Genomic DNA, 24,065 nt, shown 5'->3' with positions numbered 1-24,065 from the left:
CCGAGAACTCCGGCCCGTCCGGGCAGGGCTGTCGCCCGCGCACACCGAGCGATGCCCCCTGGCGCGACCGCGTCGGATGGCGTCGGCCCCCCACTCGGAAGAAGACCGGCAAGGATCCGGTCCGTCAGGGGAAGGAGGTCAGGGCTGCTGCTGCCGCCTCCGTCGGCCAGTCGAAGGGGTTCACGTGCTCGACGTCGTCCGTCCAGTAGCCGTAGCGGTCGCCGAGCACGGCCAGCAGTGCCCGGGGGTCGAGCACGTCGCTGCGGACAACGAGGCTGAAACCGTGCGCGGTACTGACTGCGGCTGCGCTCAGGTACGAGCGCAGGGCATCCTCGGTGAAGGCTTCTGCCGAGGCCGGGGGCTCCCCCGGACGCTCGGGGGCCCGGAAGAGAGCGAGGGCCAGCGCCCGTTGTTCCGGGGAACTCTCCAGGGGGAAGCCGTGGCCCTGTTGTTGGACGCGGTGGTTTCCGACGGCGTTGGCGATGGCGGTCAGCAGGTGCCAGTCGAGCCATCCTTCCTGTCTCAACCGTGTGGCCGTGCGTCGGAACCCGGGGTCCGCCGCCAGCCGGGGAAGGGTGTGCCTCACGATGGGCGGCATGACGGCGTAGCGGTTTCGGACCGCTTCGAGAGCCGCGCCCTTCTCGTAGCCGGGGCCGGGGCCCGTCCGTGCCGGCAGGAGGTCCGTCGCGGCTCGACCACGCGCCCGTCCGGCCCCCACCGGAGGATCGGCGAGCGCGCCCATCGTCAGGTAGTCGTCGGCCGACAGGAAGCCTGCCAACTCGTCATACGGGCGGCCCACGACGAGCTTGTGCCGCAGGCCGTCGGCAAACATCTGCTCCATGAGGCTGGTGAACACCTTCTCGGGGAGCAGCGATTGGGAGAGCGTCACGCTCAGCAGCGCGTTGAGGAGGTCGACGAGATCCGCTTCCGGGTTGGAGATGTCGGTGGGAGGAAGCCGCAGTGTCCACCGGTTGGCGTCGCTGCCGCGGTCTCGGATGCGCACAGGGTGGCCGGCCACTGAGGCTGTGCCCGATCGGACCTCGACGCTCAGATGCCCCGGCAGGAACAACGGGTCCCGTGTCGCGAGCTCGGCGAGGAGTACTTGGAGCGCCGCGGTATAGCGCTCTGCAGCCAGGACGCAGGCCCGTTCGTTCGGGCAGGTGACTTCCCAGTCGACGCCGAGCGCACTCCAGGTGTAGCGGCGTGTAGGGCCGGCGTCGCTGAAAGGCCGCCCGACACCCTGTACGTCGGCCTCGTCGGCGTACGCCTCTTCGGTCGCCGCGGGGGCTTCGGCGCCGGCTGCGAGGATGTCGTCGATGACGGTGTCGATCCCCACGGTGGCGGTGATCTCGCGCAGCAGGGGGAGGTAGGCGGGCCGCAGGGCGGTGGCGGTGCGCTGGGTGATCGCCTGGTTTGCCATCATGTCCCAGACGTGGGGATGGCGTTCTTCGTCGTACGGCTCGTCGCAGTAGACGCCCTGCGCCATGACGCCGACGCAGTACAGGTGGGTGGCGGAGATCCAGTTGCCGGCCTGGTGGTCGTACCTGGCGGCGGTGATGATCCCGCGGGGGACGAAGTGGCGCAGTTCCGGGGCGGGTGCCGATTTTGCGAAAGTGGCCGCGGCGAGGGCGTGCTGCTTGGCGGCGACGGGCAGGCCGAGTTCGCTGTAGAGGCGGGCGCACAGCAGCAGCATGGTCAGGCCGCCTTCGAGGGTGTCCCCGCTGAGCCAGCCGGCCTTGGCCTGGTGGATCTCCTGGAGTGCCTGCGCGAGGCGGCCGCCGCGGATCAGGGCCATACCTCGGGTTTGGGCCCGGCGGCCGCGTGCTGTCTGGCCGGTGACCCGGTCGGTGGCCTGGTCGAGCAGGTCGCGGGCTTCCCGGTACAGCGGGTGGTCCACCAGCACGGGAGTGAGGTAGTCGAAGAGGTCAGCGGTGCGTTCGATGGGGAACATCGGGGCGTTGTCCAGATGCCGGCCCAGGTCCACGAGCGTGCGCATGGCGGCGTCGACGTCGGTGAGTTGGCGGCCACTCTGCAGGGCCGGCAGCGGGCCACCGCTCTCCACTGCCTCGACGACAGCAGCGGTGACGTCCGCGACGGTCGGCAGGTCCTGGTCCGGTGCGCCGGGGGCTGCGGTCATGTCCGGGTGCAGGGCCAGGCGGACCCGCAGGGCCAGCAGGTGCGCCTTGGCGTTGGCGTACGGCCCGGCGTCCAGCATCCGGTCGACGCGTTGCACCAACTGGCTCTGCCAGTCGCACAGTTCTATTGCGCTCAGCTCGGTGAGTCCTCGCACGAGGGCTCCGAAGGCATAGCCGAGCAGAACGACGGCATCCTCGATGACGCCCAGGTCCACAACATCGTCCGTAGTGACCTCGACGAAGAAGTCACGCGCCCATCGATCGGCCTGACGCATGTCGCCGAGGCCGCGCAGGGTGGCCACGACGATCTCGTAACGGGCCCGCAAAGCGGTCTCCCCTCCCCCGCTGTCCAGAAGGGGGCGCACGCAGTCGATCCATTCCGGCAGGTCGGCTCGTGCTTCGCCGTGGAAGGTAGCGTGGCGCAGCGGTGCTCTGAGGTCCACCAGGTCGCCGAGGCTCAGGGCCGGTTCGCTGCGCTCCCTCCAGCGTTCGCGGCTCTCGAGGTACCAGTGGGGCAGGTGGCCGGCGCTGTCGGGACGTTGCGGGGTGAGGTCGGAAGGAAGGTGAAGGTACTGGACGGCGAGGTAGAACAGGTCGTAGTCGGCGAGGTGTTGGGCGAGCGCGGCTGCGTCCCAGATTTCCAGTTCGACATGGTGTTGCTTGGCTGCGTGGTCGATCAGCTCGTGTCTCTTGCTGACGGGCACGGCGGTGACCGTGAAGTAGATGACGCGGTCGACAGGGGTGCCTTTCCCGCAGATCGACACAAGGTCCGTACGGATCTTGCCGGTGACCTTGGCAGTCTGGGTTGTACAGGCCACCACCACCCGCCGGGTAGTGGCCAGTGACGCGAATAGGGAGGTGCCGGGCAGTTCCTGCGGGATGTCGGTCCAGTGGCTCTCCCCGTCCCGTCCCTGGTCTCCGCCGGCGCTGACGGGACCGGTCGCGGGCAGCAGGTTGCTGGTGATCCTGCGACGTGCCAGGCCCAGGCACAGCGCTTCGAACTCGTGGTGGCCGTTGCACTCACCGAGGACGCTCAGGGCGAACCTGATGCGCTGCTGGAGCTCGACTGCGTCACTGCCCATGCTGTTCTCCGATCACCGCCGCCCCGCGCAGCCAAGTCTCCACCACTGCACCGACATCCAACGGGTGACGCCGAGGGCGGGGTCGGGACTGGGGCAGCCTGGTGTCCCTACGGTGTGCTCTGTTCTCCGGCAACGGCAGTTGGGACAGTGCTGCGGCACGTACTTCTGCCTTCCAGGCCCGCTGCCGCTGCCCTTCTGTGCTCCAGGCGAGTGGTGGGCGCTTGGTCGCTGCGGCTCCGGGCCAGTATCACGGCAGGCAGCGGCGTCTGGCAGTCGCGCCGTCGAGGGGCTGCGACCTCACGCGACCTCGGCTTGTGGGCCAGGGGTGGTCATGTCGCACAGGAGACCGGCATACACCCGAAGCGGTGTCTGACGCTCCTGTGGCCCCTTGGGCCAGCCATCGTGCACCGGCCTTGCCTTTCGGGGGCAGCTGTGGTGGCCACAGGACTGTGGTCGTGGCAGGGCGAACGCAGCGGGTCTGGAAATCTCCATGTCCGCAGGGTTCCAGGCGCAGTGGCAGGCCAGCAGAACCCAGCGATTAGAGTGACATCCCATGGCCGGGGCTGCTTTGATAGTGGGCATGTGGGCGTGCCAGCGTCGACACACCGCTGCACAGGCTGCCCTTGAGGCGTTGTTGGGCACATGTTCTGTGGAAGGGGACAGTTGCTGATGGCCCTGAAGCAGCCGTTCCGGGATACAGGGACCACGACAGGCTGCCCTGGAGGATGTCAGAGCGTGAGCTGGCCTGGGTTGCGCGTTGGTTTTTCCGGCTCACCAGGGCGGTTGCAGCCATGACGACCGCTTGCCCGCCAGTCCGTGTGGCTGCAGTGACCAAGGCAGGCACGTGGAAGGCCCTGGCCTGGTCATGCGTGTTTTCCCTCACTCACCGCTTCCCTGCATGTGTGTGTTCGCGCTGGTCAGAGGCGGTATGCGGGGGCCCTGCGGAGTCTTTGGCGGGTCTGTGTGCGCCTTCGCGGTTGTCGGTAGCTGTCCCTATCCTGAAGGGGACGAGGCGCGGTCACGGACCGCGTGGTCTTGTGTCGGACATCTATGGCACGGGAGGGCTGGATGCGCGTGAAGGGAAGCTCTTGAGGCCGGCTGTGCGCACGCACAGGTGGCGGACGTCCCGGAGCGGTGTGCCGGCCGCGCAGGGAGGTGACGCGTGTGACGCATGAGACAGCGGCTCTTGACGGGCCTGCGCTGAGCCGGCTGCTTTCCAACAACAACGTCACTCATTCCATGCTGGAACAGCTTTTCGGCTCCCCTGATGTTGGGGACGAGCTGATGCGCGGCGTTCGTCGGCCATCGCTATATGAGGCGACTCTGCTCGGCTCCTTGATGGACGTGGATCCCAGCGTGCTGACCGGCGCGCGGAAACCTCCGATCGGCGTAAGCCTTCGACTTGGGACCGCTGACGTCGGGCACGACGTGCAGGTATGGGTCGAGCATGCAGCGAAGCTACTGGCAGCCGACCGGCTGACCGAGGAATGGGGATTCTCCACTCCTCCGGTCGACCTTTCGACTCTTTCCATTTCCAAGAATAAGTGGGATGCGAAGGAGTCCGGCAGAAAGACAGCGGAGCGCCTCCGCTCCTATCTGGGACTCGGCATTTTCGAGCCCGTGAAAAAACTCACCGATTTCATTGAGAGTCTCGGTCATCCCGTAGAATATGCACCGCTGCCGACGGGCGTACATGGCATCTCGGTTCCCGAGGAACATCAGAACCGAAAGCGCTGGGTTGTCCTAATCAATTGCAACGACTACTGGGCCCGGCAGCGCTTCAGCTTGGCCCATGAACTCAGCCATGTCCTTTATCAGGATGCCGGCCAGGTGATTGTTGACCGTACCGAGCCGCCGGAGCTCCGCCCCGAGATCATCGCCGACTCATTCGCGCGGCATTTCCTGCTGCCGGAGGAAGCGCTGCACCTGATGATCGGCCGCCACGAGCCGACGAGTCTCACGGCGGTGCAGCGCCTCATGGCCGACATCGTGATCACGTACGGGATCAGCCGCCAGGCCGCCCTCAAGGCCCTCAAGGAGACCAGAGCCGCCACGGTCGATCGCTCGCTTCTCGAGGCGTGCGAGCAGATCCCGGTAGCTTCGATGATGGCCTTCGCCGGGTCGGGCCCGGACTGGTCGGAGCTGGAGCAGGACCGGGGCCGGCCCTTCGCCTCGCCGAGGCTCACGGACCAGGTGCTGGACGGGTTCGCCGATGGCGTGGTGAGCCTGGAGACGGTGTCCAACGTGATCGCCGGTGGGAACAGCGAGAAGGCGGCCCAGATGCTGCGTGAAGCCGGCTGGAACCTCCCGGCCGTGCCCGGCACGCCGGAGAGTCACTCCAGGCCGGGCGTCTGACCGTTCGCCACATCGCAGGCGGAGCACGCCCCGCCGAGGGCCTTGCACTGGTAGTCGCCGACGCCGTCGGGCCGGTCGCGGGCCGGGAGGGTTCCGAAGGACTGCGTGGCCGCCTCATATACGGCGTGGGCCTGCTCATCCGTCATCTGCTGCTCGCAGACCAGCTGGCCGAGCACATCGACCATGTCCTGGGTGGCCACTTGGTGCAGGTCCGCGACCTCGCGGGCGCCTCCGTCGTGGGTCAGCAGGACGGTAGTGCCTCCCCATGTGAGAGTGCGGATCGCGGCGACGATGCTGAGAGTCTCCCCCGTGTTCTTGTTAGCCGCGGCGACCCGGTCGTCGGGGCCCGTCCCGGCCCGCCCATGGCGGGCCGCGTCAGCCTCCCGAAGCTGGTCCAGCACCCTGCCCGCCATCACGTCCACGGTGGCGTCGTCCTCGGGTAGCGGGAGGACCGCGATGTCCTTGCCGAGCACCGCCGCGACCCGGCCAGCGGCCCTGACCATCTGCCACCTCCCGGTGCTGGCGTCCGGTCCCGGCGCTTGGCGCGCCTTGTCGCGGATCTCCTTCGCCACGGCCGCCGTGACCGCCAGGGTGTCCCCATAGAGGAGGAGGAAGGCCCTGAAGACGCTCTCCCGCACGGCCATCGCGTACAGGAACCCGCTGTCGCACCATGCCTTGCTCACCCGCCGGTAGCGCTGCGGAGCGACGGGGCTGACGGGACGCCGTCGTCGCTGTCCGCTGGGCTGCCTGGGCTGGAGGCGGGGCTGGCGGGGACGCATGTCCAGCGGAGTGGGCCGGTCGCTCAACTACCCCCTCCAGCCTCAGTCGTCGGGCGCGCCGGTGCGCCTGGAGCTAGCCTAGCCGTGCGCCAGTGCAGGACGCACCGCGTTCACGCCCGGGCCTACTCCGGGGAGGCCGACGGCAGACCGGCGCAGGGTTCGTCGCCCAGGTGCAGTTCCCCGGTGGTCGTGCTGTCGGGGTCGGCCTTCTCCGGACACCAGCGACTGACCGGACACCAGGAGCACTGCGCGCCGGGGGACGCGGGCCAGACCACGTCCCGGTGCCAGGGGGTGACGTGGCCGCGGACTTCGGAGCCGGCCATCCTGGCCACCCCCTCGTCCTCCGGCTGCCATGTGAAGACCTGTGACTCCTTGGCGGTAATCACCTCGAGCTCAACCCGGGGCAGTGCATCGGTCCCGCCGAAAGCCCCCTTCGCCGCCCCCGCGATGTTGATCAGCCACGCAGCGGCGAAGAACCGGTCGAATGCATCGTTCGAATCCTCCGGCATCTCGGTCGCCGTCTTCGTCTCACGGATGACAACCTGCCCAGCCGGTTCGGTGTAGACGATGTCCGGCTGAGTCGCGACAACGACATCCGCCGCCGCGTCGTATCCGTAGAGCGGGGACTCGATACGGACGTCCATCACCTGGCCGATCGGACACGAACTAACATGTGCCGCAAGGAATTCACGCACCCGGCTGTATTCCTCCGCCGACAGTGTGCCTGCGAAAACCCCGTCGTCGCCGTGAGTTCCGGTATCGGCCGGCGTGCAGCGGATACCGCGGGCGTGCGCATCGGCGAGCCAACGGTGGACAAGGCGGCCCCGCTCCGCCGCGACCACTGGAATGCCCTCATCCTTGGGCAGGTAGCAGATGCGCTCGAGATACCACCGCGACGCGCACCTGGAGTACAGCTCAAGATCGCTGGCGCTGACCGAACGGGTGTAGGCGCCGAGACCCCCCTGCCCCAGGCAGCCGCTCATGTCCGTCAAGCCCGTGCAGCAGCCCGCGATTTTGCACCTTCCACAGGACCGGCCCGGCAGGGTCTCGGTGGAGTGGACGAACGACAGGATCGCGGGACGGACGTGCGCCTCGTAGCGTTCCTTCGCCTCCTGGGGCGTCCCCTGGAACGTGACCTCCGTCGAGCCGTCGTAGAGCCCGACCTCTACGACGCGCACGCGTGGGGCCGGTAGCCGCAGGTCCAAGCCCGCTGCGACGTGTGCGGCCAGCACGCTCCAGCGGTCGCGCTCCGGTCCCTCGGCGCTGCGTGCGGTCCGCAGGCGCAGGCGCCGAATCTCCCGTGTTCCATCCGCGTACCGGTAGAGGAACGCCCACGCCGTAAGCTGACGCCCACCGACCCCCGTAAGAGGGTCGAAGGCGGCGAACCGCGCTTCTCCGAAGCGGGTCGCCAACTCGTCGTGGGCCTCGATGTACTGCTCCACCGCGTGTTCGACGTAGGCCCTCACCCCCGGATGCAGTTCCCAGGGGGCGACCCGCTCCTTCAAGGCCTCCTGGAGTCCTTCCCAGGTCAGGACGCGGTCGTCTCGGTGGAGGGCGGTCACGGCTATTCGGATCACCTTGAGCATGAACGGCTGGTCGTTGTAGCGCAGCCGCCAGGTCGCCGCCCGCACGTTCCGCCGGGCCTGGACCGCCCCGAAAAGGCCGCACCCCCCGGGATTGACCTGCGCATCACTCGCGGTGACACGGATCAGCTCACGGTCCCCGGTGAGCTCAACCGGCGGGTTCCAGGGCAGCACCAAGCCGCACCCCAATCGCGCGTGTCCCTGCAAAACTCCCCCGAGCCCGAGAGTATAGGTCGTATGTTCATCAAATCATCCTTGGTTTAACCAAGTTGCAAACTCGGAACGACGCAGGCCGCCGCGCCTTGGGCCGGCCTGCACGAATCGCGGGCCCACGGCACCGGACCGCCACCGCACAGCCGCCTGGCGCCCGCCAGGCGGCTGGCGCTGTCAGATGGTCGATGCGCAGTAACGCATGCCGACGTCCGTCGTTCTGGCTCCGCATGGCATCAGGGCGGGTCGGCTCGCTCCATCACTCGGTTTGCGTCGCCGGCCGGGGCAGTGTGACAGCGGGACCTCGGGCCCGGCCACAAGCAACGGCCGTCAGCAGCTGCCTGTCGCGACCAGGCACACTGCCATCTGGCGATACAAGGAGCGGCCGTTCAGTCCAGCAAGGCAGTCCGGGAGACGCTGCGGGAGCTGAGCAGCAGTCAGCCTGCACGGGAAACCAACGGTCATGGAGGCAGCTCTCACCGACGCGGAGAGGCAGGAACACCCATTGGCGGTGAGCGTGGTCACCCTCGCGGCGAAGTCCCTGCTGGGCACCAGCCAGGCAGTGTGACTTGCGGCACGCTCGTCATCGACAGCAACGAACAGCAGGGCGAAGGAGTCCTGCGGCTGGAACGTGCCGGCCTCCACCAGCGCCATCAGCCCGCCCTGCTGGGCCTGAACTCCCGACATCATCCGGAACTTCACCCGGACCGCGAGGGTGGCGCCGTGGGCGCGCCAGTGGAAGACCTGGTCGACGCCCTCGTCGTCGACCAGGGACGTCGAGACGCCCCGCACCCCACCGCTGGCCAGGACCGCGGATGCCACGACCAAGTACCCGGCGGCCTTGCCCATCCGCGCCGCCACGCCGCTCTTGACCTGGTACTCCTCGCCCGCGACGGAGAAGCGGAACACCCGGACCCGCGGCCTCGCAGTGCGCAGGCCGGTCAGCCGACCACGCCCACCCGCACCGCCCGGCGACGATCGCCCTCCTGCCAGCCCGCCCTCCTTCGCCGGAAACCCGACCGCCGACCCTGCGCAGCACCCCGTCCAGCATGCACCCCTCCCCCACACCGGACCCGCCGACTCCCCCACCCACCCACAGAAACCACCCTCACAAGGGGGCGCGGAAAGGGCCGCCAAGGCCCGTGTCCGACGGCAGCTGAACTTTCGTGACCAGCGGGGTGCCCCCCCGTTACCTTCTTCGTGGCCCCGCAATGGGGCTCCCGGCCTCCGGTCCGGCATGACTGTTCCCCCCTGTAGTTCGCATGATCCGGGGGGTGGTGTCACCGGGCCGGAGGCACCGGTAGACCGCTGATAGGGGCAGGACCACCAGCTCGCTGGGAGGCTCTTCGTAACGTGGATGCCGGCGACTGGTGCCAAGCCAACAAGGCCGGGACAGCACGACCGCGTAAGGGAACAGTGTGATCGACACCGGTGATGTGGACGTCTTCCTCGGCCTGGACGTCGGCAAGGGCGAGGACCACGGCACCGCCCTGAGCCGGACCGGCAAACGGGTCTTCGACAAGCGGCTGCCGAACAGCGAACCCAAGATGCGGGCCGTGCTCGACAAGCTCACCGCCAAGCACGGCACGGTCCTGGTCGTGGTCGACCAGCCCGCCTCCATCGGCGCCCTGCCCCTCGCGGTCGCCCGGGACGCCGGCTGCCGCGTCGCCTACCTGCCCGGCCTGACGATGCGCCGCATCGCCGACCTCTACCCCGGCGAGGCCAAGACCGACGCCCGCGACGCATTCGTCATCGCCGACGCCGCCCGCACCATGCCGCACACCCTGCGCGGCATTGAGCCCACCGACGAGACCATCGCCGAGTTGGAGATGATCGTTGGCTTCGACGACGATCTCGCCAGCGAGGCGACTCGTATCGCCAACCGGCTGCGCGGCCTGCTCACCCAGATCCACCCGCATCTGGAACGCGTGCTGGGACCGAGGCTCGGCCACCCGGCTGTCCTGGCCCTTCTGGAGCAGTTCGGCTCCCCAGCCGCCCTGCGCAAGGCCGGACGCCGCCGCCTGCTCGGCGTCGCCCGACCGTTGGCCCCGCGCATGTTCGAGCGCCTCGTCGAGGACCTCCTCACCGCCCTCGACGAGCAGACCGTCGTCGTCCCGGGCACCGAGGCGGCCGCGCTGATCGTGCCGAGCCTGGCCGGCTCCCTGCGGGCCGTCCTCGGCCAGCGCAAGCTCTTGGAGAAGCGGATCCAGGAACTGCTGGACGAGCACCCGCTTTCGAAGGTCCTCACCTCCATGCCCGGCATCGAGACCGGACCGGCGCCCGCGTCCTGATCGACGTCGGCGACGCGAGCGCGTTCCCGACCGCCGCCCACCTCGCCTCCTACGCCGGCCTCGCCCCCGCGACCCGCAGCTCCGGATCCTCCATACGCGGAGAGCAACCATCCCGCCGAGGCAACAAGCAGCTGAAACGGGCGTTCTTCCTGGCCGCGTTCGCCGCCCTCAACGACCCAGCCTCCCGCACCTACTACGACAAGAAGATCAACCAGGGCAAACGCCATACCCAGGCGCTCCTCTGCGACCAGCCCCGACAGAAAGTCCAGAGAATCCAGACCACCACATCAACCAGCGATTCCCGGAGAACACGGCAGACGAAATACCGGACCGATCAGGGCAGTATTTCCGACGGGCCGTCAAATCAGACCGGCCCCGGACCCACCCCAGAACCGCCGCCGCCCTCCCGGGCCGGCTCCACCACCCCGCCAGCCCGGCGACGTGAACACCCACAGCCACCGAAACCAGCACCCGCCGGATCCTGCAGCCCGGCACCCCACCAGGACCCGCAACCCCAAAAATTGGTCCGACAACATGGATCAGGCGACGGAAAACCCCATAAGGTCACACAGGCACACCCCCCAACGGCGGACCAACGGGCCGGCGGGCCTGGACGGCAGGGCAGGGCAGGCGGACAGCCCGCCGGGCCGGGGCAGTGACGGCGGGCCGCTCCGGGAGGGGAATTGACGGACCATGGCCGGGGAATTCGGGGACCCGAGACGGCGAAACTCCCGCGCCCCGGGGCGCGACGGCCCGGCAGTCGGGGACGGCCCCGCCCGCCGACTGGCCCGCGTCATCGCACGCCGGGCCCTGCTCGGCGCCGCCCGGAGTCGGGAAGACCCACATCGCCATCGAAGGAGAAGCCGGCGTCGCCTGCTCGGTCTGACCAGCACTACTCCCTTCGAGCCCTGTCGACCTCAGCGGCCAGCACGGCAGTCCCGTGCAAGTGCGAGAAGTACTCGGTGGCGTACTCGTCATCAGCGATGGACGGAAGGATCGTTCCAAGGACCGTAATGCGTCCCTGCAGGATGTCTCGGTACCGGTCACCCAGAGGGCCGTCCAAGGCCGAAGAAATACAGCCGGCGAGCGTCGAGTCCATCGTCACCATGCACTTTCCCTCGGGCTCTCGCAGGTAGAAGCCCCGGGGAAAGGGCATGGCCCTGAACTCATCCCACAACTGTGCCAGCTGATCCAGATTTGCTTCTGCCATGCCCGCGATCATGCCTTACGGCCAGGAATCACGGGAACGCGTTCTGCAAACAGCTCTGCACGTTCACTCGTACCTGCCTCTGCACTTCAGCTCGTACGCCGACACCGAGCACCAGGGGTTCGGCCTGAGAGGCTGGAAGGGGCAACGGCAGGTCAGCCAGGACGAACAGGCACACCCAGAAGATCTGCACCCGGCTAGGTTCACGTCGCGAGCGTCAGCACTTCTCCTTCCGCGCCTGCTGGATCAGCGGCTCGGCCTCGTCCAGTGTGAAGGTGACCTGCCAGGTCACGGCCGCCCGGTGCAGGGTGTCGGCGAACTCCTGGTAGCCGTGGTCCTGTTGAGCCGCTTCGGCGGCGCGGTTGGTCGCCGTGTCCAGGTACTGCTCGGCGGTCCGGTAGTAGGGGTCGGTCAGATCCGACGGCCGGGGGCGGGCGAGTTGGTCGGTCAGCTGCTGCAGGGAGGCGCAGGAGGACTTGGCAAACCCGCGCGCCGCCACCGAGGCCTTGGAGGGCGTCGAGCTGCAGGCCGCCAGGGAGAGCGTGGACGCCAACAGCAGCGGCAGGGGCAGTGACAGACGAAGTATCGGCTGACGTCGACCAGTCATGGGTCAATCCTAGCTACCATGACGGCCCGACCGCCCGGAAATCCGGTGGGCCCGCAGCCACCGTCCGGCCTGGCCCGCATCTGGGCCTTGTCCGCTCTGGCCTGCAACGCGGCCATCGACGACGGCACCGCCACCGCCCACCCTCGCCTCAACGCCCGCGCACCTCGGCGGGCTCATCACCCGCGACGGTAGAAGCCAGCCACACGATCACGCCGGCCACTCCGGCGACAGCCTCCAGGGCGGCCTGACGGCCACCCAGACCACACCCACCACCCAGGCACCGGCAGCCCCGGCACCCAACAGACCCGCCCAGCCCGAAAGAGGGCCCGGCCCGAACGGCAACGCGGCAGACAAGGAGGCGGGGCGCAGCGGGCGTCCGCCCCGAACGGCAGGCACGGCAATAGGCACGGCAAGCAGACCGGTGAGCGGGCCGCAGCGGCGGCTCCAGCACTACAGATGATCTTGTCGGCTACGTTTCGTCCGTGACGAATCAGCAGCAGGGCGACATCCACGACATCCGTGAGTGCGGTTGGTGTGGGGAGGAGATGACCTACCCGCCGCGGCGCTGCGAGGACAGCTGGGAGTTGTGCGCCGCGTGCGGCGCGTGCTTGTGCGATGACGAGGAGGGCGACGAGGTCTGCCGGAAGTACCGCGACCAGTCGCGCCGGTGCTGACGACGGCGTGCTCCTGGTGGTGCCCGCCGTCCTGGTGCTCGTGGCTGGTGGGGTTGCCGGCCGGAGGTCACGGCGGTACGTGATCCAAATGACGTGCGGTACATGAGTCCGCGGCCGTCGGCGAACCAGCCCTGGCTCGATCCGAGCGGCCAGGAGTCGGCCAGGGGCGAAGCCGCGGTGCCGGGTGCCGGCACTTCTCGACGAAGACCCGGCCATCGTCCCTTGGCCTCGGCCACCCCGGCCCGAGCGGCCACCCGGACCGGCCCAGGGAGCAGCAGGCCAGAGCGGAGCGCACCCCGCAACCCCGCCCCGGACGGCGGCGCAGCACCCAGCCCGGCCCCCCGGCAAGCAGGCCCACCACCCCAGCTGCAGGCACCGGGACGAGGACGCAGCACCACGCCCCGCCAAACCGAACACCACCCCCCGCCATTTCCCACCCGAACTCACACCACCGCCGAAAGCCAACCCACAAAACAGCGACACGGACTTCTCGCCCAAATTCCCGGCGAATACCGCTGGCGGAATTACCGGGCGGAATTCACAGGGCGATCAGAGGCAGCATTCCGACGGGACGTCAAATCCCCCGGGGACCCGGAACCACCCCGGGACCGCCGCCACCCTCCCCGGGCCGGCTCCACCACCCGCCGCCCGGCGACACCAACACCCACAGTCACCGAAACCAGCACCCGCCGAACCCCGCAGCCCGGCACCCGACCAGGACCCGCACCCCCGAAAATTGGTCTGACAACAGGCCATCGAAGATGGCAAACCCATACAGGTCACACGGCACACCCGACGACCGCAAGAGTTCCGTGACCGATAGCTGATAACGGAACCACCCGGCGCAGCCCGGGCCGGGCCACCTCACACGGCACGGGCCGGGGCGGCGGCGGGCACCACGGGCCCGCCGTCCGTCCTGTCAGCACCGCCGGCGCCGCTGCGGCGGGTTGGTGACGAAGCCTCACGGGGAAGGCGCCGCCGTGTGCGCCGGCCCCGCTGCGCACGCCCGCTACCCGGGCCCACCCACACCGCCCGCCCCGGACCGTGACCCGCACCCGCAACCCCGAAGGCACCACCGGCAAGAAGGACGGGACCCGGCCCGCCGGCCGGCAGGACCAGGTCCGAGAAGACGCCGTACATCCAGCGGTTGGATCCATGGGCGCACACGCCGTGCCCGCCACTCGACGCGTAGGTGTCGATGTAGGTGGCCCGGTTCTCGCCGGCCGCGTCGGCGACCGTCTGGTTCAGCTGCCGCTGCAGGCCGTCGAGGTACGGTGCGTCGTTGGCCAGCCGGACGGTGCCGAGCTGGTGGAAGTTGCCGTACGCGCAGCCGAACGTGGACGGCACGATGGCGGGGTAGCCGAGCAGGAACACCTACGCCTCGGGAGCCCTGGAGTGGATGTCCGCCAGAAGGGCCCGCAGGCCGTCCTCGCGGGTCCGCTGTCCTGGAAATCCTCGTGCGGGTGACTGCGCCCACCGTCGGACCGCTACTGCGGCAAGCAAGGATCCCCGACCGTCGGCTTTCTCCGCTCGCCCTCGGAGGTTGCGGACAACCTGCCGGAGGCCAGCTCGTTGATCCACTGACCTATGCGTGGCGGACGAGCAAACCGGAGGACAGGCCATGAGCAGTGGGACTGCAGTGGAGGACAGCGTGCCCAGCACTGCCGTCAAACGGCCCCGCACACTCGCCTGCTGGGAGTAACGGCTCTACTCGTCGGCCTCACCGCCCCCATGGCCGCCGCTGCGCCAACCGTGACTTCCGGCTCGAAGGTGTTCTCCCAACCGGGCGAGGCTATGCGGTTCGCCGTTCCCAAGGGCGTCACCAAGGTCACCGTCAGGGCCATCGGCGGGGGTGGGGGCGGGGCCGGAGGGGGAAGCCAGCACAGGACGGAACCGGGCATCCCAACTCACGGTGGCGGTGGCGGCGGCGGCGCCACTGTGACCTGCGTCGTCGATGTCACTCGCATCTCGACTCTGTACGTCAGGGTCGGCGGTGGTGGCGCCGGTGGCGCTGGAGCCATCCTGGGCCCGGAGCACGCCTTCGGCGGGGCTGGCAAGGCAGGCGGGTCTTCCGGAATCAGCGCCCCGGAACTGCCCAATTTGGCCGTCGACGCCGGGGGTGGTGAGGGCGCTTCCACAAAGCCCCTGCCACCGGCCCCCAAGTATCTCCACGCGGCCGGCGGCGCCGGCGGCGTCAACGGAAGTGGGCTGCCGCATTGCGAAGGCGTCCGCGGCCAGCAAGGAATGCCCGGCCAGACGTTCAGTACCAAGTTGGACGGTCTCGGTGGAGGGGCGGGGCAACCTGTATCTGCTTGCCCCGCCAACGCGGGCGAGGGGGGTAGGGGTGGCGAACCAGGCAATGGCAAGGACGGCGGGCCTGGCGACGCTGGCAGGACCGGCTGCGTGGTCCTCTCCTGGTAGAACAAGGCGCCGGGTCGCCCGGGGACTGCGGGCAGTCCCCGGGCGGCGAACGCCTACCTCGTCAGGAGGATCGGAGTGCAGCTGGGGCCAGCGCAGCCGATGAGCTGGTTCTGGTCGATGGGCAGGGCTCGGCTGGTACGGACTGCGGGGAACTGCGCGGTGGCGGGCCTGGCGGTGTACTCCGCGAGGACGGCCCCGGTGGCGTCCACGACGGTGATGACGGAGGGCACGACCGAGCCGCCGGTGACGACGAGCTGCGGGACGCGGCCGGTGTAGCGGACGCTGAACGTGCCCACGTCCTCCGCCTGGACCTCGGCGACAGGCACCTCTTGCAGGGTCGCTTCGCCGGGCGTGATGTCGGTGACCGGAACGGTGCCCCGGGTGATCCCGGTACCGCCGTCACCGCTCCCGTCACCGGTCAGCGCACCCAGGTCGGTGGCGCCGGGACCCTGCGCGGTGACGGCGCCCGAGCGGGCCCCCTGGATGACGTCGTCGATCTTGTAGTCCGGGACCGCGATGTCGGGTTCGTTTCGGTCGGCACTCATGCGCTCACTCCTCACAGACCAGTGGCGCATTCGCCACTCTCGGCGATCTTTCCATGACACTCCGCCAATTCGGAGCGATTCCAAGGAACGGGTGCCGCACCACGCCGACCCCCACCACCCGCGAGGGTGGAAGGCTCCGCGGATCTGCATCCCGTCCGCAGTTGCGCGGCAACTCACCGGCCTGACGGGCGAGTTCCAGCGCAGGCAACCGCCCCTATCTACAACACGGCTTAGCTGGGACGCAGCCTCTCGCGCACGGCTTGGCGCTCAATCTCCTCGCGCTCCAGGGTCCGGTGGTGGACCACCAGGTCGCGGCGAGCCTCGATGGCCTCGCGCACGATGGCCGCCAGGATGTCCGGGGGCAGGGCCTCGGCCTGGGTGGTGGCGGTACCGGAGAACGAACGGCGGTCGGTGGTGACCTGGCGGCGAGCTCAGATGGTGCTGCTATCCGCGCAGGGCATGCCGGTGGCGAAGATCGCCGAGGTGACGTTCACCAGCGCCGACCGGGTCCGGGACGTGGTCCACAACTTCAACGCCGACGGCTTCGACTCGCTCTACCCGAAGTACCGGGGCGGCAGGCCCAGGACGTTCACCCTGCCCGAGCGCCTGGAGATCAAGAAGATCGCCAAATCGAAGCCGGCCGAGCACGGCCTGCCGTTCTCGACCTGGAGCCTGGCCAAGCTGGCCGACTTCCTGGTCGCCGAGGGGGTGGTCGACGACATCAGCCACGAGGGCCTTCGGGTCCTGCTCCGCGAGGAGGGCGTCTCGTTTCAACACGTGAAGACCTGGAAGACCTCCCGCGATCCCGACTACGCAGCCAAGAAGGCAAGGGTCGAGCACCTATACGCGATCGCCTACGGCGAGGTCATACCCGACGAGGGCGAGCCCGAAGTCATCTTCTGCATGGACGAGTTCGGGCCCCTCAACCTCCATCCCCACCCCGGCCGGCAGTGGGCCGAACGCGGCGGGAAGCACAAGGACCCCGACCGCGAGCCCCGGCCCCGCCGACGGGCGACCTACACCCGACCGCACGGCGTGCGACACCTGTTCGCCGCCTACGACTTGGCCAAGGACCAGCTCTACGGCCACATCAAGAAGACCAAGAACCGGTCCAAGTTCCTGGAGTTCTGCCGCTACCTGCGCTCACTGCACCCACTGGACGTGCGGATCGCGATCGTCTGCGACAACTACTCGCCCCACCTGACCACCAAGCGGTGCCAGCGGGTCGGGACGTGGGCGGCGGCGAACAACGTCGAGATCGCCTACACCCCGACCAACAGCTCCTGGCTCAACCGGATCGAGGCCCAGTTCACCGCCCTGCGCTACTTCGCTCTCGACGGCACCGACCACCCCAGTCACAAGGCCCAGAGCAGCATGATCCGCCGCTACATCATCTGGCGGAACAAGCACGCCGCCGACGAACGGCTACGTGAGGTCGTCACCAGGGCGAACGTTGCGTGATGAGCACCAGGCACCCCTGCGACGCGCTCCATCGACGTCGACTCACGCCCATCCTCGGCGCGGGCGCGTCCTGTGTTCAGGCCGCAGCACGGAAGACGTAAGCCGTCATCGGGGCGGTGACCGGCCCCGGTCCCAAGCGGGCAGTCATCTCCTCGATGACAGTCGCCCGGACAACTGGTCCGTCGCCGCGCTCCTCAACGGCCGCACGCACTGGTGTCCCGGCGAGGTACCCGGTGGCAAGGTCGGCGGTCGATGCGGCCCGGCCCTGAAGCGTCAGCTCCTGCTCCTCCTCGACGGTGAACCCTGCAGCCGCCAGATCAGCGACCACGACAGCGGGGTCAGCGTAGCCATGCGGAACCGTAGGGAAGAATCGCGGTGGGTCGACCGGAAGAGCCCGCTCCAGCCCTGCCTGCAGCGCGACTTCGAAGGCGTGCGTCCCGAGTGGGCCCCAGGTATTGAACAGGAACCGGCCGCCCGAGGCCAGCACCCGCCGGACCTCCGTGAAGGCCGCGACCCGGTCGGGAAAGAACATCACGCCGAACTGGCAGACCACTAGGTCAAAGCCTCCGTCTGGGAACGGCAGCCGCTGCGCGTCGGCCTGCCGCCACACCGCGCCCGGCGCCCGGGCCGACCCGAAGGCGACCATGGCCTCGTTCAGGTCGGTAGCTGTCACTTCGGCTGACGGTGCTGTCGCGAGCAAGCTCGATGTCAACACGCCTGTCCCCGCCGCCAGTTCCAGGATCCGCCGAGGGCGGAGTGCCGCCGCCCTCGCGGTCAGCTCTTCGGCGAAAGGCCGGAAGACCACCGGCACGAGGTACTGCTCATAGGCCGCCGGCATCGACTCGGACCACCGCTGGTCGGCATTGATTCCCGTCACCCTCATAACGGTAGTGCCGTGCCCGGAGAGCTCTGCCCCGCCGCGCCACCATGCATCCTGGAGATAGCTCTGCCTGGCAACGCGGCAGGGCAAACGTTCTCTGACGCGGCATTAGGCAGACCAAGCGGGTGGACGAGGAAGGGCAAGCGGCCCGGGCGAGGGCGGTGTAGAGCGGGTCGGCGGCTTCTCCGGCGAGCCGGCGGTGCGCGGTGTCGGTCCGCTGCCGGGCGTCTTCGGCAGCCTCGCGAGCGCGGTCGGCGATGTCCTGGCGGTGGCGGGCAGCCGCCTGGCCGCGACGCAGGCCGAGGTCGTGGTCCGGCGGCGCGCAGATCGGTGTGGGCGCCGGCGACGGCCTGGTCGATGGCGTCCAGGGTGAGGCCGGCGGCCCGGCGGCGGACGCCGTCGATGGCTATCTGGTCCAGCACGAGGCCGACAAAGCGGTCGTAGGAGCCGAGTGCGATCTGCTAGAGCCGGCCGAGGATTCCAAGGCGGATCCATTCGTCGCGGCGGCTGCGGATCGTGCCGGCCGAGCAGGTCGTGTCGGCGATGGCTTCGTAGGAGCAGCCGAACCGAAGGACCTGGAGCAGTTTGTCGAAGACGATCCGGTCGCCGATGCGAGGGCGGTGGCAGCGCAGGGGATGGTTCGGGTGGTAGGTCGGCCGCTGTGGGAGCAGTGCCGAGAATTGCTCCCACAGCGGTTCGGCCAGCCAAGATGGCAGTACGGGCACGGGCGGTCCAAGTGATCACCGAGGGTCGCGGCCTCATGCTGGAAGCCGATGCGCTCGGGCTGGCCTCCACGCCAGTGGGCTTGCCTGCCTGACGGTCGATCGGTCCGTCGCACGTGGGCGTGCGGAGGGGCGAAGACTCCGTGCGGAGCCTTCGCCCCGGCGGTTGAGGTCAGGCGGATTCGGTGGGGAGGCCGGCCTCGACCCAGTCCTGGATGCCCTCGCGATACTTGCGGACGTTGGTGTAGCCGAGGGCGGTGAGTCGGTCGGCGACCTGGCCGCTGTTGGGGCACGCCGGGTTGGAGCAGTAGGTGACGATCGCGGCGTCGCGGTCGGGGAGCACGGCGGGCGCCTGGGCGTCGACGTCGGCCGGGACCAGGGCCAGGGCGCCGGGCAGGTGCTGTTGGGCGTAGTACTCGCCGCCGAGCGTGTCGACGACGGTCACCGCGCCGTTCCTGATCGCTGCTGCCAGCTCGTCGCGGGTGATGAGTGCGGTCATGCCACTGCCTCCAAGGGAATCGGACTACAGTCCTGTTATGGCTCACGACAGTAACGGACTGCGGTCCGGTTCAGCAATGCCTCTCGAACTGCTGCGGACGCCGCCGCCCAAGGAGCGCGCGGACGCGGCCCGAAACCGGATCGCGGTGCTGGAGGCGGCCGCCCGGCTGTTCGCCGAGCAGGGCGTCGAGGCGGTCTCCATGGATCAGGTGGCCGCAGCCGCGGGCGTCGGCAAGGGCACCCTGTTCCGCCGGTTCGGCGACAAGTCGGGGCTGGCCGCTGCACTCCTGGACGCCCGCGAGCACGTGCTGCAGGAGGCAGTCCTGCACGGGCCGCCCCCGCTCGGCCCCGGGGCCCCGGCCGGCGAGCGCCTGGCCGCGTTCCTCAACGCCTACCTCGACTACCTGCTGGAGCATCTGGCACTGGTCCGGATGTCCGAGACCGCCACTCCCGGCGCCCGGTACAGGATCGGGGCCTACCGGTTCTGGCACCGCCATGTGGCGATCCTGCTCGCCACCACGCCCGACCCCGACCACGCCGCCCACGCACTGCTCGCCGCCCTGGCAGCCGATCACGTCGCCGCACTCCTGCCAGAACTCGGCGAACAGCGGATGCGCACCGGCCTGCTCCACCTGGCCCGGTCCGCGATGTGACGATCCCCGCCAACCAGGGCTCAGCCCGCCCTCCAGTCCCGCCTATCTGCGCGAGTGCTTAAGAGAGCCAAACGACGACGACGTGGACACGGGAACGGCGGTCATACACACCAGCCCACACCCCCACCGAGGCACCATGCACAGGAATGAGCGACCCCATGTCAGCCAGCCACCACATGTGGTAGGCGCGATCCGCGTGTCATAGCAGCAGACTGATCACCTCATGACAGCGGAAGTCCACGGCCCCTCCGGGCCGTCGATCCCATGTCGGAGCGGGCAATCCGCAGGACGTGCCCGGCCGCGTCCAGTCCCGCCGTCCCCTCCGCTGGTTGCCTGCAGCCAGCCACCCCGGCACCGCCACCGCCCACACCGCCCTTTGGGAACTCGCCCCACCGACCTCCGTCTGATCGACAAGGCCCATGGCTTCGGCCACCACGAATGGTGGCCTGCCTGACCCGATCCGGACCTTTTCCCGCTGCCCTGTGCCGGCGTTCCGTAGACTTGGTCTTGATCGCCCATATCCGGTGCGGTCAGGGGGAGTTGGGGATCATGGAACTCGATGCGTTCATGGCAGTGGCCGGTCCGGCCGTCACCTCCGCAGCGGCCGCCTACGGCGGCGCGGTCCTGACCCGGGCCGAGGAGGCCGCAGCCGACGCGACCGTGGGTCTGGGGCAGCGCATCATCAACTCGGTCTGGCGCCGCAGGGACACGCAGCAGCGAGCCGAGCTGGAGGCCTGCCTGGACGATGCCGACCGGCCGGGCGACGAGGACGCCATGGGCGCCCTGCGCCACCAGATCCGGCGTGCCCTGCGCTCCGATCCGGAACTGCTGGCCGAGTTGGCCGCCCTGCTGCCCGCCGGGGACCCCCAAGGCGTCACCAGCGTGGAGGCCAGTGGCACCGGCTCGGTCGCGGCCGGCGGCAGCATCCACGGTTCGGTGACCACCAACGTCACCACCACCCCTGCCTCACCCGCCGCCGCGCCAGCCGTCGCCGAGTGACGAACCCTCACTCGCCCGGCTCCATCTCGGTCCATGCCGAGGGCATCGCGTCGGTAGCCGCCGGAGGCAGCATCCATGGTTCGGTGACCATCCGGACCACGGTGCTGCCCGCCAGCGCGGTGCGCGACGCCGCCGACACAGAGGCCCGTGGCGTGGTGTCCCTGCGCGCCCGGAAACACACCTTCACCGGCCGGACGGCCGAGCTGGCCGAGGTGCGGGCCGAGTTGGCCCGGGGCACCGGCACTCCGGCCGTGGTCCTGCACGGCCTGGGCGGGGTCGGGAAGACCGAGCTGGCCCTGCAGTACGCCCACCTGCACAGCGAGTCGTACGACCTGGTCTGGTGGATCGACTCCGCCGTCCCCGGGGCTACCGAGGCGGCCCTCGCCGCGATCGCCGAGCGGCTGAGCCCGCACTGGACGGGCACGGAGCCGTCGCTCTCCGCCCGGGCCGCCTGGGCCAGGGCCTGGCTGCAACAGCACGACAGATGGCTCTTGGTCCACAACAACGTGGAGGAACCGGCCCTGCTGGGGGACCTCCTGGGCAGTCTCCCGCGCGGACACCATCTGATCACCAGCCGGTACGCCACCGGCTGGCAGGGCCAGGTACGGTTCGTCGGCCTCAGTGTCCTCCCCCGCACCGACTCCGTGGCGCTGATCGCCTCCTGGGTACCGTTCGCCTCCCCGAAGGAGGAGTGGCACGCCGGCCAGCTCGCCGGGGAACTCGGCGACCTGCCACTCGCCCTGGAACAGGCCGGCGCCTACATGGACCAGACGATGACCAGCATCGAGGAGTACCGAAGCAGCCTCCACGAGTTCCTGAACGAGGCCGCCCTCGACCACGCCCGCGACGAGCAGACCGTCGCCGGCGTCTGGGCTCTGACCCTGACCGCGCTGGCCGAGAGCAACCCACTCTCCGTCGAGCTGCTCCACACCCTGGCCTGGCTCGACCCCGACGGCCTCCCCCGGGAGCTGCTGGCCGACCTCACCGCCGGTCCAGTCCAAATGAGAACGGCGCTCGGCCTGCTGCGCGCCTACAGCATGGTCACCCTCTCCCTGGAGGAGGTGACCGTCCACCGGCTGGTGCAGAAGGTGCTGCGCGACCGGGCCACCCGCGAAGCGGCCGCGCTGGCCACTGCAGACGGGCCGCCTCCCGCACGGCGCGGACGGGAGGCCGCCGAGCGCATCCTGCTAGCAGCCGTGTACCCCAACGGGCCGGAGGAGGCTCCCGACACCGTCCAACTCGCCCGGCTCGCAGCACACGCGACCGCGCTCTCCACCACCGACCCCGGCACCTACCGCACCGGGCCGTCCCAGCTCTTCTCCGACACCGCGCTGCACCTCCATGAGCGCGGCCAGACCGTCCGGGCGCTCCCGCTCTTCAAGGTCTACGCCCGGCATGCCGCCGACAGCTTCGGCGCCGACCACCCGTTCACCCTGAACGCCCAAGGCGCGGTCGTCACCTCGCTCAGGGCGGCGGGCCGGCTCGAGGCCGCGGCCGACCTCCTGGAGGAGCTCTTGGAACGGGCCACTCGGGTGCTCGGCGGCGGGGACCTCATCACCCTGCACATCCGGGCGAGCCTCGCGGAGGTCCATCTGGCGCGCGGCCAACTGCAGCGCGCGGAAGACGGGTTCGCCGCGGCGGTGGCCGACAGCACCGCACATCTCGGCCTCGATCACCCCCGGACGCTCACGCTGCGGAACAGATTGGCCACCACCTACGAGAACGGCCACCAGTTCGACCGGGCGATCGAGATCTACGAGGACCTGCTCCGCCACGAGCACGGCGGCCTGGTCCACTGGGAGCAGGAGTACTCGGCGCCCCTGCGGCTCAACGCCGCCACCGTCCGGAACAACCTGGCCGGGGCCTACGAGGGCGCGGGGCGATCCGCGGAGGCCATCGCCACCTACCGCGAGGCGCTGGCCGACATGGTCCACCGAGTGGGGGCGGACCACCCGAAGGCGCTGGAGTGCCTCGGCAACCTCGGCTACGCCCTGGACGCCGCCGAGCAACGGGAGGAAGCCTCCCGGATCTACCGGGACGTTGCGGAGAAGCGCGTGCGGATCCTCGGCGAGGACCACCCCGACACCCTGCTGAGTCAGAGCAACCTCGCCTACATGCTCTTCAAGACGGGAGAGCCGGAGGCGGGCCTGGAGCTCTGCCGCAGGACCCTGGTCCAGCGCGAGCAAATCCTGGGCGTGCTGCACGCCGACACCCTGGCGAACCGGAAGCTGCTGGCCTCCGCCTACGACTGGACCGGCGACCTCACGACCGCCGCCGAGCTGTTCGAAACCACCCTCCAACAGCACCGGGAGGTCCTGGGCAGCCGGCACCCCGACACCCTGTCCACTCTCTCCGGCTACGCAACCTGCCTCATGCGGGCCGGGAACGCACCCGGCGCCGTGCCGCTGCTGGAGGAGGCCCTCGCCATCCAGGAGGAGCTCTCCGAGCCGGAGGGCATCGCGGCCATGACCTACCGTCACAACCTGGCCACGGCCCTGCGGGACACGGGTGCGTTCGACCGCTCCGAGGAACTGCTCACCACCGTCCTGGAGCAGCGCACCCGCCGACTGGGCGCTGACCACCCCGACACGCTGATCAGCAGCGGAAGTCTGGCCCGGCTGTACCAGCTGACCGGCGACCTCGACCGGGCCGTCCCGCTCTACGAGTCGGCGCTCACCGGCCTCACCGCCACCTTCGGCACCGACCACTGGAGCACCCGCGCCCTGGCCGACTACCTCGCCGAGGCCCGTACGGCCTGAGAGCCGTCCGCAACGGGCACGGCGCCAAGAAGCCACTGTCGTACCGATCGTGGGACGTGTCGATCGAACGGGAGTCTCGTTCAGGTGATCGCCAGTCGGCGGAGGGCGGTGCGGGCGCAGCGCCGGGTGCAGGGAAAGCCGCTGGTACCCGGACCGCCTCTTGATCGCGACCAACTACGCTCCCCAGGCCCGGATGCGCGGCGA

General features: G+C 69.5%; 16 protein-coding genes and 2 pseudogenes. 7 read left to right on the top strand and 11 right to left on the bottom strand.

Features of this window, described 5'->3' with window-relative positions:
• Nucleotides 1-124: 124 nt before the first annotated feature.
• Nucleotides 125-3,217 (bottom strand): hypothetical protein, encoded by a 3,093-nt coding sequence (locus tag ACGFZP_RS31880; protein WP_392939613.1) that lies wholly within the window; start codon nt 3,215-3,217, stop codon nt 125-127.
• Nucleotides 3,218-4,381: 1,164 nt separating this feature from the next.
• Between ACGFZP_RS31880 and ACGFZP_RS31875 the strand changes: the two genes are divergently transcribed.
• The gene (locus ACGFZP_RS31875; RefSeq protein ID WP_392939611.1) at nt 4,382-5,572 is read left to right on the top strand and encodes an ImmA/IrrE family metallo-endopeptidase; all 1,191 of its coding nucleotides are present in this window, start codon (nt 4,382-4,384) and stop codon (nt 5,570-5,572) included.
• Here the strand turns inward: ACGFZP_RS31875 and ACGFZP_RS31870 are convergent.
• The 3 genes from ACGFZP_RS31870 to ACGFZP_RS31860 all read right to left on the bottom strand — a co-directional run bounded on the left by ACGFZP_RS31870 (nt 5,551) and on the right by ACGFZP_RS31860 (nt 9,053).
• Entirely contained in the window at nt 5,551-6,255 is a 705-nt protein-coding gene (locus ACGFZP_RS31870; protein WP_392939610.1) for a hypothetical protein, read from the bottom strand. The genes ACGFZP_RS31875 and ACGFZP_RS31870 overlap by 22 nt on opposite strands.
• Nucleotides 6,256-6,473: 218 nt before the next feature.
• Nucleotides 6,474-8,108: a PD-(D/E)XK nuclease family protein gene (locus tag ACGFZP_RS31865; protein WP_392939609.1), complete on the bottom strand. Its 1,635-nt coding sequence runs from the start codon at nt 8,106-8,108 to the stop codon at nt 6,474-6,476.
• Between the two features lie 366 nt (nt 8,109-8,474).
• Nucleotides 8,475-9,053, bottom strand: coding sequence for a hypothetical protein (locus ACGFZP_RS31860; RefSeq protein WP_392939607.1), 579 nt, complete (start codon nt 9,051-9,053; stop codon nt 8,475-8,477).
• A 509-nt stretch (nt 9,054-9,562) separates the two neighbouring features.
• Here ACGFZP_RS31860 and ACGFZP_RS31855 point away from each other — a divergent pair.
• A pseudogene (locus ACGFZP_RS31855) lies at nt 9,563-10,677 on the top strand (IS110 family transposase); the annotation flags it as partial.
• A 650-nt stretch (nt 10,678-11,327) separates the two neighbouring features.
• Here the strand turns inward: ACGFZP_RS31855 and ACGFZP_RS31850 are convergent.
• The gene (locus ACGFZP_RS31850; RefSeq protein WP_392939606.1) at nt 11,328-11,645 is read right to left on the bottom strand and encodes a hypothetical protein; all 318 of its coding nucleotides are present in this window, start codon (nt 11,643-11,645) and stop codon (nt 11,328-11,330) included.
• A gap of 214 nt (nt 11,646-11,859) precedes the next feature.
• A complete protein-coding gene (locus tag ACGFZP_RS31845; RefSeq protein WP_392939605.1) occupies nt 11,860-12,249 on the bottom strand; it encodes a hypothetical protein in 390 nt (129 codons plus the stop codon).
• A 482-nt stretch (nt 12,250-12,731) separates the two neighbouring features.
• Here ACGFZP_RS31845 and ACGFZP_RS31840 point away from each other — a divergent pair, with 482 nt between their 5' ends.
• A complete protein-coding gene (locus ACGFZP_RS31840; RefSeq protein WP_392939603.1) occupies nt 12,732-12,923 on the top strand; it encodes a hypothetical protein in 192 nt (63 codons plus the stop codon).
• Between the two features lie 864 nt (nt 12,924-13,787).
• Here ACGFZP_RS31840 and ACGFZP_RS31835 read toward each other — a convergent pair.
• Both ACGFZP_RS31835 and ACGFZP_RS31830 read right to left on the bottom strand, forming a co-directional pair.
• The gene (locus tag ACGFZP_RS31835; protein ID WP_392939602.1) at nt 13,788-14,270 is read right to left on the bottom strand and encodes a hypothetical protein; all 483 of its coding nucleotides are present in this window, start codon (nt 14,268-14,270) and stop codon (nt 13,788-13,790) included.
• A 1,127-nt stretch (nt 14,271-15,397) separates the two neighbouring features.
• A complete protein-coding gene (locus tag ACGFZP_RS31830; protein WP_392939600.1) occupies nt 15,398-15,889 on the bottom strand; it encodes a hypothetical protein in 492 nt (163 codons plus the stop codon).
• A gap of 351 nt (nt 15,890-16,240) precedes the next feature.
• On the opposite strand from ACGFZP_RS31830, the gene ACGFZP_RS31825 reads away from it, so the two are divergent.
• Complete coding sequence (locus ACGFZP_RS31825) at nt 16,241-17,350, top strand: IS630 family transposase (protein ID WP_392939634.1); 1,110 nt, start codon at nt 16,241-16,243, stop codon at nt 17,348-17,350.
• 76 nt (nt 17,351-17,426) lie between these two features.
• Here the strand turns inward: ACGFZP_RS31825 and ACGFZP_RS31820 are convergent, their stop codons facing one another.
• The 3 genes and pseudogenes from ACGFZP_RS31820 to ACGFZP_RS31810 all read right to left on the bottom strand — a co-directional run bounded on the left by ACGFZP_RS31820 (nt 17,427) and on the right by ACGFZP_RS31810 (nt 19,451).
• On the bottom strand, nt 17,427-18,233 hold the full coding sequence (locus ACGFZP_RS31820; RefSeq protein ID WP_392939598.1) for a class I SAM-dependent methyltransferase: 807 nt from the start codon (nt 18,231-18,233) through the stop codon (nt 17,427-17,429).
• A 371-nt stretch (nt 18,234-18,604) separates the two neighbouring features.
• Nucleotides 18,605-18,955: pseudogene (locus ACGFZP_RS31815) on the bottom strand (transposase); the annotation flags it as partial.
• A 169-nt stretch (nt 18,956-19,124) separates the two neighbouring features.
• Nucleotides 19,125-19,451 (bottom strand): rhodanese-like domain-containing protein, encoded by a 327-nt coding sequence (locus ACGFZP_RS31810; RefSeq protein ID WP_392939596.1) that lies wholly within the window; start codon nt 19,449-19,451, stop codon nt 19,125-19,127.
• 76 nt (nt 19,452-19,527) lie between these two features.
• Between ACGFZP_RS31810 and ACGFZP_RS31805 the strand changes: the two genes are divergently transcribed.
• The 3 genes from ACGFZP_RS31805 to ACGFZP_RS31795 all read left to right on the top strand — a co-directional run bounded on the left by ACGFZP_RS31805 (nt 19,528) and on the right by ACGFZP_RS31795 (nt 23,861).
• A complete protein-coding gene (locus ACGFZP_RS31805; RefSeq protein WP_392939594.1) occupies nt 19,528-20,103 on the top strand; it encodes a TetR/AcrR family transcriptional regulator in 576 nt (191 codons plus the stop codon).
• Between the two features lie 549 nt (nt 20,104-20,652).
• Nucleotides 20,653-21,102 (top strand): hypothetical protein, encoded by a 450-nt coding sequence (locus tag ACGFZP_RS31800; RefSeq protein ID WP_392939592.1) that lies wholly within the window; start codon nt 20,653-20,655, stop codon nt 21,100-21,102.
• Nucleotides 21,103-21,185: 83 nt separating this feature from the next.
• Complete coding sequence (locus ACGFZP_RS31795; RefSeq protein WP_392939590.1) at nt 21,186-23,861, top strand: tetratricopeptide repeat protein; 2,676 nt, start codon at nt 21,186-21,188, stop codon at nt 23,859-23,861.
• Nucleotides 23,862-24,065 lie beyond the last annotated feature (204 nt).

The sequence above is a fragment of the Kitasatospora sp. NPDC048239 genome, from assembly GCF_043202015.1.
In the GTDB taxonomy this organism is placed as follows: domain Bacteria; phylum Actinomycetota; class Actinomycetes; order Streptomycetales; family Streptomycetaceae; genus Kitasatospora.
This window is presented reverse-complemented; position numbering and strand designations above follow the sequence as displayed.